The organism is Marinomonas sp., from assembly GCF_039940335.1.
GTDB lineage: Bacteria > Pseudomonadota > Gammaproteobacteria > Pseudomonadales > Marinomonadaceae > Marinomonas.
Genome location: NZ_JBDVGW010000013.1, coordinates 90548 through 106770 on the forward strand (window position 1 = coordinate 90548; position 16223 = coordinate 106770).

A 16223-nucleotide genomic window follows, 5' to 3' on the forward strand; every position below is an offset into this window, starting at 1 on the left:
TACAAAACGCTCTTAGAGCCTACTCTTCGTCATCCGTAAGTGGCTTTTTATCAAAGCGACGAGGAGGTAATTTAAAGGCATCAAAACCTTGTTGCTCCGTTTCATGGAAACTCGCTTTGGCTTTACCTTTACGAGGGGCTTGCTTAGTTTTTTTCACCACAGGCTTAACATTCTTAGGGGCAAACTTAGGCTTTTTCTTTTTCTCAGGCGCTAAACCTTTAAATTTCGGCTCTAGACCATCCACTTGCTGAAACTCGAATTTACGCTGCAAAAAGTTCTCGATGGCTTTGAAGTTCTGCCAGTCTTTCGGTCCAACCAGAGAATAAGCATCCCCTTTAAAGCCAGCACGACCGGTACGACCAGTACGGTGAATAAACTCTTCCGCTTGTTTCGGCAGATCAAAGTTGAACACATGAGATACATTGGCAATATCTAACCCTCTAGAGGCGACATCAGTACAAACCAAAACTTGATACTGACCTTTCGCAAAGCTTTCCATCGCCTTGTTACGGGCACTTTGCGATAAATCACCATTCAAAGCTTGGGTTGTTAAGCCCCATTCTTGGATGCTTTCAGCCAAGCGCACTGTGTCCAGCTTAGTGGCTGTAAACACGATCGCTTGCTTAATGCTTTCGGAGGCTAAGAAGTGTTTAAGCAAAGCTTCTTTATGATCAAGATGATCACAAAGGTAGACATGTTGCTCGATGTCTTGGTGCTCGTCAAAACCTTGCCCAACTGCGACTCGGCTAGGCTCTTTCAATAACTCATCGGCAATCTCATTGACTTCTGTGTTATCTAGAGTCGCCGAAAAAAATAGGGTTTGACGTAATCTATGATTGGCCGCCTGATTAATCGCTCGCATGGCAGGGGCAAAGCCCAAATCCAGCATTCGATCCGCTTCGTCGAGAATTAATAGCTCCAAGCCTTCTAGGAAAACATTTCGCTGCTTTAGATGGTCAACTAAACGCCCTGGGGTTGCGACAATAAAGTGTGGATCTTTCTGTAGCTGCTTAAGCTGATCATTAAAGTTCTCTCCCCCTTGAATCAAGGTGGAGTTTAGTCGCGTTCCTGCCAGCAACAAACGCAGTTGGCTGTACACCTGTTTTGCCAATTCACGAGTAGGCACTAGGATGACCACACGTGGATCTCGTTTCGACAAGGCACGTTTTTTAAACACCCTATGCAAGGCTGGCAGTAAGTAAGCTAGTGTTTTCCCCGAACCGGTTTTAGACGATGCCAACAAGTCCCGGCCAGACATGGCCTCAGGAATCGCTCGGGATTGAATCTCAGTAGCCTGTTCAAACCCAAGATGCCCAATGGACTTTAAAATACGATTATCAAAACCAAATTCTTCGAATAACAACGATTTACCCCTTAAATAACAAAACATACGTACGTTTTAGTACGTTCAATGGGGATATTATACCCCAGCCTTGGGCAATAAAGCGTGTTTCCTATAAGGGGAATGATGCTTTTATCTTCACCTTATGAGTCAGATACAAGCAAATATTGCTTTGCCCCGCTGATCAGCCCCATACCACAACCTTCAGCGGTGTTAACGGGCACTAAATGATTGGCTAAATCGTAAAAAACATTTCGGCCAATTAACCCTTTCATACCATAACGCATATTTATATAGGGGCGCTCTTCGCTCTCAAAATCTCCTAGCCAAAGGTCGCAATCCACCCCTAAAACGCACACATCACCTGTCATAGAGGTAAAGACGATCACCCTGCCCTCTTCACTCTCAACGTTTTCCCAAGAAGTGATTAAAAAAGGCGCATCTTCAACTTGGATGCGAACTTTCTCCACCGGCGTAACTAGGAAATGCTCATTTTTTTCATGCCATAAAATTCGGCTAAACATTTTCACCATGGCTGGACGTTGAATTTTTTGCCCTTCATGAATCCAATCACCGTTACTTCTGATCAACATATCCATATCGCCACAAAAATCGGGTTGCCAAGTATGAACGGGCGGCAAAGGGGCACCTTGCTCCACCGTAAAAGTTTTTAAATCAATATTTGGCATTAGTCTGGTTACTCTTTTGGAATAAATTAATAGCCCTCACTCAAACATCTATATTATTCATGTTCATTAGAGTGATCTTGAATTCGGTTCACTGATATACTTTCCTCATCAAATAAACCTAATCGAGATTGAGCCATACATTGCTCTCTCGCTGTAATGTAGAGAACAGACAATGAAATCGCAACTAGCAGATAAGTTTCAAGATCCCAGCCGTGGTGTCTATTTTATTGGCACAACACCACCAAAGTCGACCACGCAAGAAGAGCAGTTAACTGAAATCAGCGGTAAATTACTAGCACGACTTGAAGACTTAGAAGTGGATGGTTTGATCGTTTACGATATCCAAGATGAAAGTAGCCGTATCGATAAACCACGCCCTTTCCCTTTCACGGAAACTCATGACCCAAGAGCTTGGTCACAACGCTTAAACAGCGCGTCAGGTAAGCCAGTTATTACCTATAAATCTGTCTCTTCTCGCAGCGCTGAAGCCTTTACCGCTTGGCTTAATGAGGCGTGGAATGAGTATGGTATTAAAGATTTAGTGCTGGTTGGGTCACCCTCTTCTCAAGGGGATATCAAACTACCCTTACCACAAGCCTATGACACACTGGCCAACAACGAACATGACTTTAATCTAGGCGGTGTAACCATCGCTGAGCGTCACGCGGTGAAAGGTGATGAACACTTACGCCTGTTGAAAAAATCGGCATCAGGTTGTGACTTCTTCGTTTCTCAAGCGGTTTACAATCACCAAGCGACAGCCGATTTAATAAGTCGTTACGCTCGTACTTGTCGTGATCGTGGCGAAAAGCCAAAGCGCATCATACTAACCTTTACTCCTTGCGGTAGTGCTAAAACCTTAGAATTCATGGAATGGTTGGGTATTTCCGTTCCTGATGCTACCAAGCACCGTATTCTTGATGCAGAGGCACCGTTGGCAGAATCCATTAAGATTTGTCGTAATGCGCTTGAGCAAATCATTGAAACTGCTTTGCCACTTGGTGTGCCACTAGGGTTAAACATTGAAAGCTTAACGAACCGTAAAGAAGAAATTGATGCCTCTATTCAGCTTTATAAACTGCTAAAAGCCACACTGGACCTTAAACTTGCCGAACAAGCTTTGATCTAAAGCATGGTATCAAGGCGCGCGAGCACAGCTTCTATTTGAATAGACTGCATGGCCTTAGGGTCATGCACGCGCGCTGACCATGGCAATTCTGCGACACTTTTCTGATATTCTTTCTCAGCTAATTCCTGATACACACTCACTACTTGATCAAGGTTATTATAAGGCCCTGTTCGTGCGGGATTTGAATGCGCATAAAGACCGAGTACGGGTGTTCCCACTAGGGTCGCCATGTGTGCAGGACCAGTATCGGGAGCCACCACAAGCTGAGCCTGCTTCAACACGCTCAGCATCTTGTCTAACGAGGTTTTACCTACCAAGTTAATGACACCACCCGATTTACCTTTCGGTATTATTTGTTGAGCAAATTGCTGCTCTTGCTCTGAAGGGCCACCTGTTAGTACCACTGTGATGCCCTTTTCATTCAAGTAATCCAGCACCGCCTGATAGCCCGCCACAGTCCAATTGCGCTCTGCCTTAGAGGCACTCGGGTTTATCACCACATAAGGCATTGAAAGCTCTTCGGATAATGGCGGTAAATTTAGTTCACAAGGTAAGCTAGGCTGACTGACATCCAGCACACTTGCTTGAGCCATGAAGGAATCCAGTACATGCTCGCCTCGCGCCAGAGGCGCTAATTCATTGACAAACCAATGCTGCTTTTCTCGGGACTGAGCACGAGCAAAGCCAACTCTTCTGCCAGCCTTTACCATACGCGTTAACACACTGGCCCGTAATGACCATTGTAAGTGCAACAAAATATCAAAATAGCGCTCTCGTAAAGTACGCTTTATGGCAAACATACCTTTAAAGCCAGTGCGCTTGTCATATTCGATCACTTCCACACCGGGGAGCAAACGCACCAATTTGGCTTCTAGCGGTGAGGTCAGCCAAGTCACCTGAGCATTAGGATGACGCTGCATAATAGCTTGCACCACCGCCATAGCATGGCAAACATCCCCAAGGGCGGATAAACGGACGATCATAATGCGCAATGGCTTTTCTTCTGGCATCTTTTTCTCAAAGGCTGTTTAAATTCGGGGATTATTATAGAATAGCGACCTAACAAAGTGTGCAATTTTATCCTGCCTCATTTCTTAATACGATTAAGCGAGAATAATGCCCAAATCTGTTTCTCTTTCTGACCAAACCCAGTTATTAACTTGCGACCCGAATCTACCTGTGGATGCAAATTGGTTCGATGCAGACTACTGGCAGCAACAAAATGCCCTCAGAGGCACAGGCTTTGGCCGCGGTGCAGTCTGGTTCATTCAAAATGAACATGGCGATTTTGTGATACGTCACTATCGCCGTGGCGGGTTAATTGCCAAGTTTAATCGACAGTTCTTTTTATACACAGGTTTAAAGCATACTCGTCCATGGCAGGAGCTCGGCTTATTACAGTCCATGCACGACTTAGGCTTACCCGTGCCCAAACCTATTGGGGGCTTGGTGGAGCGAAGCTGTGGCTTTTATCGAGCAAAACTCATCACGCAGGTGATTCCTAATGCTCAAGATTTATTTGAAGTCTTAAAGGCTGGGAAAAGCGACTCGGTTGATTGGTTCAACTTGGGCCAAGTGATTCACAAGTTTCATCAAAATGGCATCTACCACTCAGATCTTAATTGTCATAACATTATGATAGATAAAGAAAATAAAATATGGGTTATCGATTTTGATAAATGCCAACAGCGTCCAATCACAGAACAATGGATGCAAGAAAACATCGCCCGTTTAGAAAGATCTCTCAACAAAGAAACGGCTAAACACCCACAATTTTCTGTCAGCCAAACACAATGGCAAGCCTTTTTGGAGGGATACCGTGGCTAAATCCAGCACACTAGATAAAAAGTTACGTGACTATATTGCCCCGCAACACTGGCCTTCGTGGCTCTTTATGGGGGTTGCCTACCTATTTAGTTTCTTGCCTTGGACACTCATGCAGATTTTCGGCAAGTATCTTGGCCTTGGCCTTTATTACGCGGCTCCGAGACGCCGCCATATCTGTGATGTAAACTTTCAGATTTGTTTTCCTGAAATGGACAAAGCGGCCCGCAAAAAACTCACTAAAGAGCATTTTGAGAGCATGGGGAAAGGCATTTTCGAGATGTTTGCTTCATGGTTTCAAGACAACGAACGCTTTGCTTCCCGCACCACGATGGAAGGACAAGACGTCATAGACGATGTGCTCTCCCGAGGCCGAGGTTGCGTTTTAATCAGCGGTCACTTTTCCTCATTGGACCTTTGTGGTGGCCAAGTACCACGCTTTGTAGACGTTCATCCCATCTATAAGTTACAAAGAAACCCTGTAATGAACTGGGTTATGGAACGTCAACGCAAAGCGATTTTCTCCAAGACAATTGAGCGCAGCAACATGCGTGAAGTGCTTAAGTCTCTTAAAAAGAACAAGCCAGTTTGGTATGCAGTGGATCAGGATTATGGACGACAAGATTCCGTTTTCGCCCCGTTTTACGGACGCCAATGTGCAACCATTGCCCACATTGGCCGTATCGCCAAAATGACCAATGCGCCTGTCGTCCTTTACGATTATGGCCGTACAGCAACAGGCTATCATTTAGTCTTTCGTGAAGTACCCAATTTCCCAAGCGCTGATGATGTGGAAAACGCCACCAGAATGAATCAATTAATGGAAGAAGTGATTGCACCGAAAAAAGCGCAATACTTTTGGTCCCACCGCCGCTTTAAAACACAAGTGGTAGAAGGCGATCCGTCGCCTTACTAGGCCATAGAGTTTAGGCGTCTTGCTCTAAACTCTGTTTTACTTGTGCCATTAAGGCCACAGATTTCAACCTCGCTTGAGGGTCATGAATAGGCATAGAGACAATCAACTCATTTACCTGAGTTTGTGCCACAAAACGCGATAGTTTAAAAGCCACCGAGGCAGGCGAGCCCACCATGGCATATTGCAACATATGATCAACCATGTGCTTTTCACTGGGCGACCACAACCCTTCCATTGTATCCACCGGCGGCGGAAAAGCGCGATTTCGATCTCGGCGTAAATTCATAAACTGTTGTTGAGCCGAAGTAAAAAGATATTGCGCCTCTTCATCTGTATCCGCCACAACCACCATGACGCCAGCCATAGTATGAGGCACTGACAGCTCAGCAGATGGTGTGAAGTTTCGACGATACACTGTCAATGCTTGCAGCAATTGATCTGGGGCAAAGTGAGAAGCAAAAGAATACGGCAAACCAAACTGTGCCGCGACTTGAGCACTGTATAAGCTGGAACCCAGCATCCAAATGGGCACTTTCGTGTTCGCACCAGGCACCGCTCGTAATGATCCAGTTTGCTCATCACCCAACAGTCTTTGCAACTCTCGAACATCTTCTGGATATTGCTCTACCGCTACATCCATATTGCGACGCAATGCTCTTGCGGTAAGCATATCCGTGCCGGGCGCACGACCAAGCCCAAGATCAACTCTATTTGGGTAAAGCTCTGCTAGCATGCCAAATTGCTCAGCAATGATTAAAGGTGAGTGGTTAGGTAACATAACACCACCCGAACCGATGCGTATGCTTCGGGTGGCCTGACCAATATGAGACAAGAGCACAGCCGTTGCAGAGCTGGCCACGGCTGCCATGCCATGATGCTCTGCTAACCAGTATCTGTGATAGCCATGATTTTCAGCGGTCTGGGCCATTTGCCGGCTCATTTGTAACGCCTCAGCAACAGAAGCACCTTCTGCAATGGGCGCTAGATCCAGTAGTGAAATGGGTAACATGGTTAACTTCCTGTGAACGTAAAAGATACCCTGTATGTTGGGTACCTTTTACAAGAAACAAGGCGTGAATTAAGCAAGCATTAGGCAATCATACATTGCCTAAACACTAACGATTTTCTAGGCGATTATAGTCCAAGATACCACTGGCTCTTGGCCGCTTTTGTGCATTGAGCTTGGCAATCGCATCACTTACGCGCCAAAAATTTGGATGCGTTCTTCTAATGCCATAACTGTCGATGAGGGCCTGATAGTCCGCGAGAGTTTGCAGTTGTTTAAATTGCTCAGTCCATGCTTGCAGCTCACTTTGCTCGACTTGCATAAGGGCATTTGGATAGTCACCTAACACCCCTCTTACCATGGTGACATTATCTTCTTCAGGTAAGCGCGCGGATGCTTCATCCAATAAACTGGACACATTCGAGTGGGCTTTATTATGTATCACACTGAACACTTCAAGGGGTTCACCTTGCTCGGTCACCAACACAACAAAGTTATTTGGAAGATATTGTAAACCCTGCCCCTCTAGCTCCTGTAAAGAAACCAATGCCGCGACATCTGCCGGTGACAAAGGCCCTGTGCTTAACTCATGTTGATGATCCAAAACAGGCTGTAAATATTGCTGCAACTTAGCGTACAGCTCCCCTTGGTGATCATCGGTTTGGTAAGCTATTTGCGTTTGCGCTTTAATATTAATGTAGTCGGCAAAAATGTAATCTTTAATTCTTTGCTTAGCATCACGATACCAATATTGACGAACATGCTTACGTTCTTCCTGAGGCAGTAAGAATAAGAAATTCGCTTCACCTTCCATTCGTAAAAAGTCCATATATAGGCGCGTCACTAGCTGATGACCCACATTGCCATACACGTCAAACCCTGCCACCAGCAAATAATGAATGCGTTCTAACAAGGGGTAATCGATTAGCCAAGCGGTTTTAGGCGCTTGCCCTACCATCCCCTTCACTACCGATGCGTTATCAAAGTGTCTAAAAATAGTAAGCGCAGCATTATCATTCACCTGATAACCATCCCACACCAAATTGAGATCAATTGGGAAGCCTTTAGCGGTTGCATCCTCAACTAACTTAGCTTTAGCGGACAAATAGGATTTTTGTTGCTCAGAGAAAGTAATCCAAGCAGCTAAGCCTAGGGTATTACTGGAACTCTCAGCCGGCATATCCAAGTGTTGCACCTGATTCTCTAAAAAAGCCGCTACGCTATCGTTATAAGCCGTATCTGGGTCAACAAAGTACACCCAAAAATGCTCATTGATCACATTTACCGCCACCTGACCACGACAAACAGGGCCTTTTATAAAGGACATTATGGTGTTCTGAGCATGATCTAACAGAAACTGATAGCGAGCCCCTGCAGGGATCTGCTTAAAAGCACGGAATGGATTGGTGGATACTTCTGGATCATAGCCAGGCCAGGTTGTGACCTCATAATCTGTGCTGTAAAAATACGCCTGCCAGCGAGCAAAGCGGGCTTCATCCAACTGCATAGGAATATGGTTTTTCTGAACCTTTACCTCAGGGTCAGACCACAAACGATAATACACTCGCGAAACCTTTGGATTATCGTAGGGGCGGCGCGTGGCAATACGATCAATCGGCGTGCCCGGAGGAGTTTTAGAACGAACCAGCTTAAAGCGGAAGTCTTCCCCGTCATCCAAATACAAACTGTACAGATACAAATGCTCATAGATGTAACGTGAAACGAGTTGATCTTTAAGCGATTCGCCATTTAATCGAGACTCCCACAACTCAACGGCTTGCTGTAGATTCTCTGGTAAAGGCTGTGCCTTGGGCATCTTACCCCCCGTTGCTAACCAACGGGTTAAGGTGTTGTATTCTTCGGTACTTAACGCTGGTAAACCATAAGGCATTCCCCATTTAGGGTGATCCCTTTCATAATCGGCAAACTCTTCTGCACTAGAGCATTGCTGATCGCGATACAAGGAAACATCGTAATCATCATCCAGAAGGGGGTCTTCAAATTTACCTTGTTTTTGGCGTAGAGCGATCGCTCGGTATAAGACACTGTTATTAAGGTTTGCGGCAGGCGACTGGGATCTTTCATTGAGAACGGGGTGAAAGCCTTTTTTGCGCCACTCCTCAGTGCTTTTACCATCCACAAACAAACGCGAAGGCGTAGAGGCTAAAAGCCTAGTACCGTCGTAAACCAGATCTTTCGAACCACCACGCTCGATACCAGCAGGGGCCGTCAGTTTAAGTTGGCAGGGAGCATCATAACAAGCATGACAAGACACACAGCGGTTATCTAAAATGGGTTTCACTTGCTCATAGTAAAATGCATCGTCTTGGGCATCGGTTAGCGTGACGCGGTTTTCTACACTTTCGTTCCCGTAAGTTTGGCTTAACTGCTGGTTTGCGAACAAGGCACAACCCGACAATAACACCAACATTCCGACAATAGACAGCCACTTGCGCATAATGCAATCCCTTTCGAGGCAATCAACTGCCTATGAGTAATAATGAATTAACTATATAAAAATACCGCCCCAAAAACAAAAAACGCCCATACGGGCGTTTTTAGATAGGGTAAACTCTGAATTATCTGTCTAGATCGGTTTGTGCATCTAAATCTTCAGGGTATTCTTCCGACAGCTCGTAAGCGTCTTCTCCCATGTCTTCGTTGGCTAGAATGAGCGCCTCTTCGTAAGCGCCACCAAATTCAATACGCGTAATATCGTAAAGATCGTATTCAAAGGTTTCATCAAACCAACGAGCATCCGAACCGATTTCTTCGAGTTCATAAGTCACGGCATCGGCTTTCAATACACGACCGATTTCACAGCTATCAGGCTCAACCTCTTCACGGTGCAAGGTCACCAAACCGTACTCTTCACTAATATCGATTAGGAGCACTGCTAGATCATCAAGATCCACTTCAGGGTCAATGACTTCTTCGTCACGCAAAGCCAATACTTTCTTCTGGAAATCATTAAACGGTGCAGGGTGAGCAAAGTCGCTGATATCTTCTAAAAATAGAATTTGGTAACCATTAATATGAACACCATCATCTACTAATTGGAGCAGTACCATTTCCTCATTGGCGGCCACAACAAAGCCATCAGTCCAGCTGTCTGGTCCGTCCAACTCTTCACGAAAAATTCGGACAACATTATTTCGAGTACGGGCTTTTTCCAATTCGATGAGCATATCGGCTCCCTAAAAGCATAAAAAGAATAACAGGCGCTAGTGTAAACCCAGCTAGCACAAGGAACAACTATTGCAGCACTTCGTGCCAGTTTTCTATCATATTAATTAAATCTTCTAGACCACATTCTGCTTGAATGCCTTCCGTGGACGTTTGATAAAAGCTATCTTGTGAATCAAACATGGCTTTTATCTCTTCCTCAGCAGATGCCATATCCACTTTACGGGATACACAAACGCCCTCTTCACTGATGACAACGTCAAAAGGGCCATGAACGAAACTAGTGCCCTCTTTTTCGCTTTCGGCCAAACGTGCAGCGGCCAAAACACGCTGAATGTTTTCTAGATCACGCACGCATTCAGTTACCCATTCACCAATAGCAGCGAATTCGTAGCCTGTATAAATGCGGTAATTATTTTCTTCTTGATCAAAGGCTATTTCATAATCCATGACCTAGATCCTCACTGATTGTCATCTTGTTTATCGGTTGGTGTCGGTTGTGATTGATCATGACGATATTCACGGTTTTGTTGTTGCTGACGCTGTGGCACCGCCGCCGCTAATTTTGCCAAGCGTTTAGCTTCTTTCAAGGCTTTTGCCTCTTCGACTAAAATTTCTTCGCGGGCGATCATTTCAGGGGTTTCCATCACGTATGGGCCAATTGCACCAGTGCGTACATCACTTAAAAAAACTTCCGCCGCTTTGTGCATATCCACCTTACCGCCCGAACGTAACGCACCACGCTTAGAGCCAATCACCTTGAGTACTTCGTAGGCATCATCGTCCACAGTTTTCAATTTGTAACGAGTGACCAAAGCATCCAAATAATCCGCTTTAAAAAACTTTAGGCCTACCAGCGCAACATCTTCGTAATCAATTGCGGTATCGCGCACTGCACCGGTGACCGCAAGTCGATAACTGGCGTCTGGGTTTTCAATTTTTGGCCATAAAATACCGGGTGTGTCCAACAGCTGAAAACCGTTTGTCACTTTCAATTTTTGTTGCGCTTTGGTTACCGCAGGTTCATTACCTACTTTGGCGACCCGGCGGCCTAACAAAGCATTCATCAAACTGGATTTGCCCACATTGGGAATCCCCGCGATCATGGCACGAATCGGTTTTTCCGCTGTGCCTCGATGGGGCACCATTTGCGCGACCCATTGGCTGACTTTGTTGACATCCGCTTTATCTTGAGTCGAGAAAGGATGAGCTAATACTGTTTCACTGCCACGCCAGTGGTCTAACCACAAATCAAGGCGAGTTTTATCGGCAAGATCTTTTTTATTCAGCAATCTAAGAACAGGCACCTCACCACGTAAGGTATTCAACATAGGATTTTGGCTGGAGTCTGGAATGCGTGCATCCAAGACTTCAATCACAATATCCACTTGCGTCATCACCTCTTCTATCTCGCGACGCGCCTTGTTCATGTGTCCTGGATACCACTGAACGCTCACCCTAACACCTCTCTTAATAAGCTATAAAATTTTGCGGATGCGAATTCTAGCACAAGTTGCGCCCTAAGATATTGAAAATAACGGGATAAACGCTGGAATAATAAGTAGAAGAATAGTTTAAGAATAACTATTTTGCGTTGATCTTGTCAGTTTTAGAGTCAATAACAAAGGCCAACAAATCTGGATAGAGAGCGAGAAATGGCGCTTCGCCTTGTTCGATCACAACTGGCAACTCATCGACAAAATCTTGTAAGTGCGCACCATGCTTCCAGCGCCTCATGATGGAGTACAAAGCATTTTCTACCCCTTGTTGTGTTCCCAAATTTCCTAACCAATTATTCAGCATCAGAGAATCGATCATAGATTGCAATCGTTTTGGACACCTTGCTTTGTCTGCGGCCAGTTCCTGAACGGCCTGTTCACAAAAGACCTCTAAGTCAATTGAGCTGAATCGTGACCAGTGCTGTATCAACCAATAATCCATCACAATATCTTGGACTATGCCTGCAAAACGTCTGCGTCCTTTTCTAGGCATTTGACGATACAGCAAGCTAGAAGGGTGTTTATCCACCATCACGTCTACTTGTTGGTGTAAGTTCCACCCTTCCCATAAATCAGCCTCTAAACTTTGTACATCGACAGCAAAGTCGCCTAACAAATTCCCCGCCCAAGAAGTTTTGGTAATAGAGGCGATGTGCAGATGAGCAAAATAATTCATTAAAGCTATGACCTAGTTTTTGAGGGCGTAAAAAACGTTATTAATCATAAATGGGCGCAATGGACAGCAATTTCAATGACGACGTTGACATGTCCCCTCCTTGAATGGCTTTACTGAACAAAAAGCCTTGGCCAATATCACAGCCGTATTCACGCAATCTCGCCAGTTGCTCTACATTAGTAATGCCCTCGGCAATAACCTTTAAATTAAGATCATGGCTCAAACTAATGATGGCTCGGGTCAACGCCGCATGATCACAATCTTCAATGAGATCGTGAATGAAGACTTGATCGATTTTCACGTAATGGAACGGTAAATCTTTCAGGTAGCTTAAGCTTGAATAACCCGTGCCAAAATCATCAATGGCCAACTTCACCCCTAAACGACTGACTTGACGCAACAGGTTGGCACAATTTTCGGCATCCTCAATTAAGATGGATTCGGTCACTTCGATTTCCAACAAGTGGGGGTCAATTTTGTATTCATCCAAAAGCGACAATAATTGCGCTAAAAAATCTGGCCGACGTAACTGTTCTGCTGAGCAATTAATGGCCACAGGAGGAACACTTATACCCTGCTTCTGCCAGGCCAGCATATGTCGAAAGGCTTCTTCAAACACCCACCTACCTAACGGCAAAATGATCCCTGTTTGCTCTGCTATAGGAACAAACTCAGCGGGTGAAACGCTACCAAGCTCATCATCTTGCCAACGCAGCAAAGCTTCCATACCAACACAAATCTCCGTTTGTAAATCGACTTTTGGTTGGAATAAAAGCTGCAATTGATTTTCGTCAATAGCCTTTCTTAAGCGCGTCTCGATTAACACATTACGTGCTAATCGCTTACCTATTTCACCGTCATAAAAATGATAAGTTGCACGACCTTTTGCTTTCGCTTTACTAACTGCCATGTCCGCATTCTTAATTAGGGTTTCAGCGTTCAACCCGTAGGCTGGGTATAACGCGACACCTATGGAGCAACCAATATTTAGAGTACGATTTTCAACAAAGAAGCTTTGGCTAAGTTGACGTATGGTCTCTTGTAAAATAGCTGGCAGCTGAGACTCAAATTGCTTAGTAGGTATGACGAAAGCCGCTAAAAACTCATCACCACCCAGACGACCTAAAAGCGTGTTATCGGGTAATGTCACCCCAAGGCGCTGGGCCACCTTGATCAATAATTTATCTCCCACTTCATGGCCAAAGGCATCATTAATGGTTTTAAAGTGATCTAAGTCCAAAAGTAACACCGCTACTTTATGAGCATCTTTGCGGCATTGTCGAATCATCTCATTTAAAGCCACCTGCACCTGACTGCGACTATTTAAGCCGGTGAGTTTATCTACCTTAATGTGCTGATTTAACGAGTTTAAGGCGCCAAGATAAATTTTGGATAAACGGCGTAAGTAATCTGCTAGTACTAAAGCAAGCACCAAAAAGCCAATAAAGGGTAACAGGATTAACCCCCAGTTCATGTAATGACTGGTGTGAAGTTTAAACGCACTGTCGAGTCGAAAAATACGACCTGCAAATTCAATATTAAGCCGATCAAAATTTGCATCCCGCCAAAACACATCTGACTCAGCCGAATCCTGTAGCCACAATGGCGAGCGGGCTGTATTCGTAATATCCGCCAAACGGTAATGCAAATTCGACCGCTCTTGAAATGCAGACTGTTCCAATAAAGACTCTATTGTAAGGTGTGCTCCGGCCACTCCGTATAAAGACGCTATTCTTCGATCTTGAGGACTTCCAGATGGGACATCACCATAGACAACCTGACGAATAAAAATTTCTTTGTAGGGTGACTTGGGAGCCACACCTTGTAGGACCGCTACTTGGGAGGATGGCAAATATAAAAAATGCATTTTTTTATCATTGTTTATATCCACTGCAAGCGTCCCTAAAGCAACTTGAAAAAGATCGTAACCGTAGGATGACACTTGTGGGTAGCTATAAATCAGAGGTAAATATTCATCACGCTCACCCATCGGATGAACATGAAAATTTGGATTATTGGATCGCTTTCTTTGTTGTGATTCAAAGGCGTTTAATTGACTGGCTGGGACAAAGCGGGCAAATAAAAGATTAAATCCTGGGTTGTTTGAACTTTTCAAATGCTGGCTAAAATCCGCAAACTCTTTGGCTGTTACGTCATTATGATAACTTTGCATCAAGGCAGCCATCGCTGAGACATTTGCCCCATAGCTTGTTAGCACTTGCTTAATTTTCTCCGCGAACATCTGATTATGGCTCGCCTGCTGATGCAATACCCTTACCCTTTCTTGTTCATAAAGCGTCAAGGATGTCGCCACGGCGAACAGAAACACAACGCAAAAAGCGACAATAGCGGCTTTATTGCTTTTTAAATGATCTGTAAATGAAGTCATGCATCACCGATTTACTGTCTCGAAAGGATGAAAACAGCGCTAATAGTAGCAACAAAACTTCTTGAGCGCTCACCAGTCACTAAGTACCTAAGGAAAAGCGCTACTGGCGGCACAAAAGACAACCCCAGCGGTAGATTTCTGGTATCCTATGAGCATTATTTACAATTAACAAGACAGGCCTTTTGTGACCCAGTTCCAGCATACTTTAAACACCCAACTTCCAAGCAAACTTACCAGTCTATTGGCTGACATGGGCTTTAGCTCATTCACACCAATTCAAGAGCAAAGCTTACCAGCCATCATTGACGGCAAAGATATTCTTGCTCAGGCACAAACTGGTAGCGGAAAAACCATTGCCTTCGCAATCGGCTTGTTACTGAAGATCAATCCACGTTATTTTGGGGTACAAGCCTTGGTAATGTGCCCAACCCGAGAGTTGGCGGATCAGGTTTCAAAAGAAATCCGAAAAATCGCCCGCTTTCAAGACAACATTAAAGTACTTAGCTTGTGCGGTGGTATGCCATTTGGGCCACAAATAGGTTCTTTAGAGCATGGTGCCCACATAGTGGTCGGGACCCCTGGGCGTCTTATGGAACATTTACGCAAAGGAACCTTGCGTCTTAATGCGCTAAATACTCTAGTGTTAGACGAAGCTGACCGCATGCTTGATATGGGCTTTGTAGACAGCATTCGTGAAGTCGTTGAATTAACCCCAGCCAATCGTCAAACACTGCTATTTTCTGCAACTTACAGCGACACTATCGAATCTTTAAGTGCAGAATTCCAAAACAAACCTGTGTCTATCAAGGTTGAAGCGCAAGAAGATTTGAAACCCAACATTGAGCAGTTCTTTGTGCGCAGTGAAAATGCCGATAAATGCGAAACGCTATTGGCTTGCTTGCAGCATTTTGACCCACGTCAGGTGATTGTGTTTTGTAACACCAAAGCCGAATCACAATTGGTTGCGGACTTTTTGAGTGATCACAAAGTGGCTGCCCAAGCCATTAACGGTGACTTAGAACAACGCCAACGAGATCAAGTATTAGTGCGCTTTAGTAACCAGAGTAGCTGTGTGTTGGTCGCCACAGATGTTGCGGCACGCGGTATTGATGTGAAAGAAGTGGACCTAGTCGTCAACTACGACACCACACGTGATACAGATGTACACACTCACCGCATTGGCCGAACAGGTCGAGCTGGGGCAGCAGGTACAGCCGTTAATCTTGTTACTTCAAAAGATAGCTATAAGGTTCGAGACATTGAGGAGCGTTTTGAGACATCCGCTCAATACATTGAGCTGGAAGCCGCGGACCCACATTATCGTTTGGTTCCACAAAAGACCACGATCGCATTTGATGCAGGACGCAAAAATAAATTGCGCCCAGGTGACATTCTTGGAGCACTCACTGCAGGCTTGGGGTTGGACAAATCTCAAGTGGGTAAGATAGATATTTTTGATTTCCATGCTTATGTCTCCATAGACAACAGTGTGTCTAAGTCTGTGGTCAAAGAACTGGAAAACAAAAAGATTAAAGGTCGTAACATTCGCGCCCGCATTCTACGTTAA

At 44.9% G+C, this 16223-nt stretch carries 14 protein-coding genes; 4 read left to right on the forward strand and 10 right to left on the reverse strand.

Annotation, left to right across the window (positions count from 1 at the left end):
• Nucleotides 1-19: 19 nt before the first annotated feature.
• Nucleotides 20-1363, reverse strand: coding sequence for a DEAD/DEAH box helicase (locus tag ABJF92_RS10085; protein WP_446815667.1), 1344 nt, complete (start codon nt 1361-1363; stop codon nt 20-22).
• Nucleotides 1364-1485: 122 nt separating this feature from the next.
• Nucleotides 1486-2031 carry a DUF1285 domain-containing protein gene (locus ABJF92_RS10090; protein ID WP_446815668.1) on the reverse strand — a complete coding sequence of 182 codons (546 nt, stop codon included), beginning with the start codon at nt 2029-2031 and terminating at the stop codon, nt 1486-1488.
• 172 nt (nt 2032-2203) lie between these two features.
• Here ABJF92_RS10090 and ABJF92_RS10095 point away from each other — a divergent pair, with 172 nt between their 5' ends.
• The gene (locus ABJF92_RS10095) at nt 2204-3160 is read left to right on the forward strand and encodes a methylenetetrahydrofolate reductase (protein ID WP_446815669.1); all 957 of its coding nucleotides are present in this window, start codon (nt 2204-2206) and stop codon (nt 3158-3160) included.
• Here the strand turns inward: ABJF92_RS10095 and ABJF92_RS10100 are convergent.
• Nucleotides 3157-4170, reverse strand: coding sequence for a glycosyltransferase family 9 protein (locus tag ABJF92_RS10100; RefSeq protein WP_446815670.1), 1014 nt, complete (start codon nt 4168-4170; stop codon nt 3157-3159). The two genes, ABJF92_RS10095 and ABJF92_RS10100, sit on opposite strands and share 4 nt — an antisense overlap.
• Before the next feature lie 106 nt (nt 4171-4276).
• Between ABJF92_RS10100 and ABJF92_RS10105 the strand changes: the two genes are divergently transcribed.
• Nucleotides 4277-4987, forward strand: coding sequence for a 3-deoxy-D-manno-octulosonic acid kinase (locus ABJF92_RS10105; protein ID WP_446815671.1), 711 nt, complete (start codon nt 4277-4279; stop codon nt 4985-4987).
• Nucleotides 4980-5900 carry a lysophospholipid acyltransferase family protein gene (locus ABJF92_RS10110; RefSeq protein ID WP_446815672.1) on the forward strand — a complete coding sequence of 307 codons (921 nt, stop codon included), beginning with the start codon at nt 4980-4982 and terminating at the stop codon, nt 5898-5900. The genes ABJF92_RS10105 and ABJF92_RS10110 overlap by 8 nt, the downstream gene beginning before the upstream one ends.
• Before the next feature lie 10 nt (nt 5901-5910).
• Here the strand turns inward: ABJF92_RS10110 and ABJF92_RS10115 are convergent, their stop codons facing one another.
• From ABJF92_RS10115 to ABJF92_RS10145, 7 genes are all read right to left on the reverse strand, one after another.
• Nucleotides 5911-6909, reverse strand: coding sequence for an LLM class flavin-dependent oxidoreductase (locus ABJF92_RS10115; RefSeq protein WP_446815673.1), 999 nt, complete (start codon nt 6907-6909; stop codon nt 5911-5913).
• Nucleotides 6910-7015: 106 nt separating this feature from the next.
• Nucleotides 7016-9364: a fatty acid cis/trans isomerase gene (locus ABJF92_RS10120; protein ID WP_446815674.1), complete on the reverse strand. Its 2349-nt coding sequence runs from the start codon at nt 9362-9364 to the stop codon at nt 7016-7018.
• Nucleotides 9365-9485: 121 nt separating this feature from the next.
• Nucleotides 9486-10094: a hypothetical protein gene (locus tag ABJF92_RS10125; protein ID WP_446815675.1), complete on the reverse strand. Its 609-nt coding sequence runs from the start codon at nt 10092-10094 to the stop codon at nt 9486-9488.
• A gap of 67 nt (nt 10095-10161) precedes the next feature.
• Nucleotides 10162-10542, reverse strand: a complete 381-nt coding sequence (locus ABJF92_RS10130) for a YacL family protein (RefSeq protein ID WP_446815676.1) — start codon at nt 10540-10542, stop codon at nt 10162-10164.
• An 11-nt stretch (nt 10543-10553) separates the two neighbouring features.
• The gene (gene ylqF, locus ABJF92_RS10135; RefSeq protein ID WP_446815677.1) at nt 10554-11549 is read right to left on the reverse strand and encodes a ribosome biogenesis GTPase YlqF; all 996 of its coding nucleotides are present in this window, start codon (nt 11547-11549) and stop codon (nt 10554-10556) included.
• A gap of 127 nt (nt 11550-11676) precedes the next feature.
• Entirely contained in the window at nt 11677-12267 is a 591-nt protein-coding gene (locus ABJF92_RS10140) for an acyl carrier protein phosphodiesterase (protein WP_446815678.1), read from the reverse strand.
• A 40-nt stretch (nt 12268-12307) separates the two neighbouring features.
• Complete coding sequence (locus tag ABJF92_RS10145; protein ID WP_446815679.1) at nt 12308-14656, reverse strand: bifunctional diguanylate cyclase/phosphodiesterase; 2349 nt, start codon at nt 14654-14656, stop codon at nt 12308-12310.
• Nucleotides 14657-14840: 184 nt separating this feature from the next.
• Here ABJF92_RS10145 and dbpA point away from each other — a divergent pair, with 184 nt between their 5' ends.
• Nucleotides 14841-16223, forward strand: coding sequence for an ATP-dependent RNA helicase DbpA (gene dbpA, locus ABJF92_RS10150; RefSeq protein ID WP_446815680.1), 1383 nt, complete (start codon nt 14841-14843; stop codon nt 16221-16223).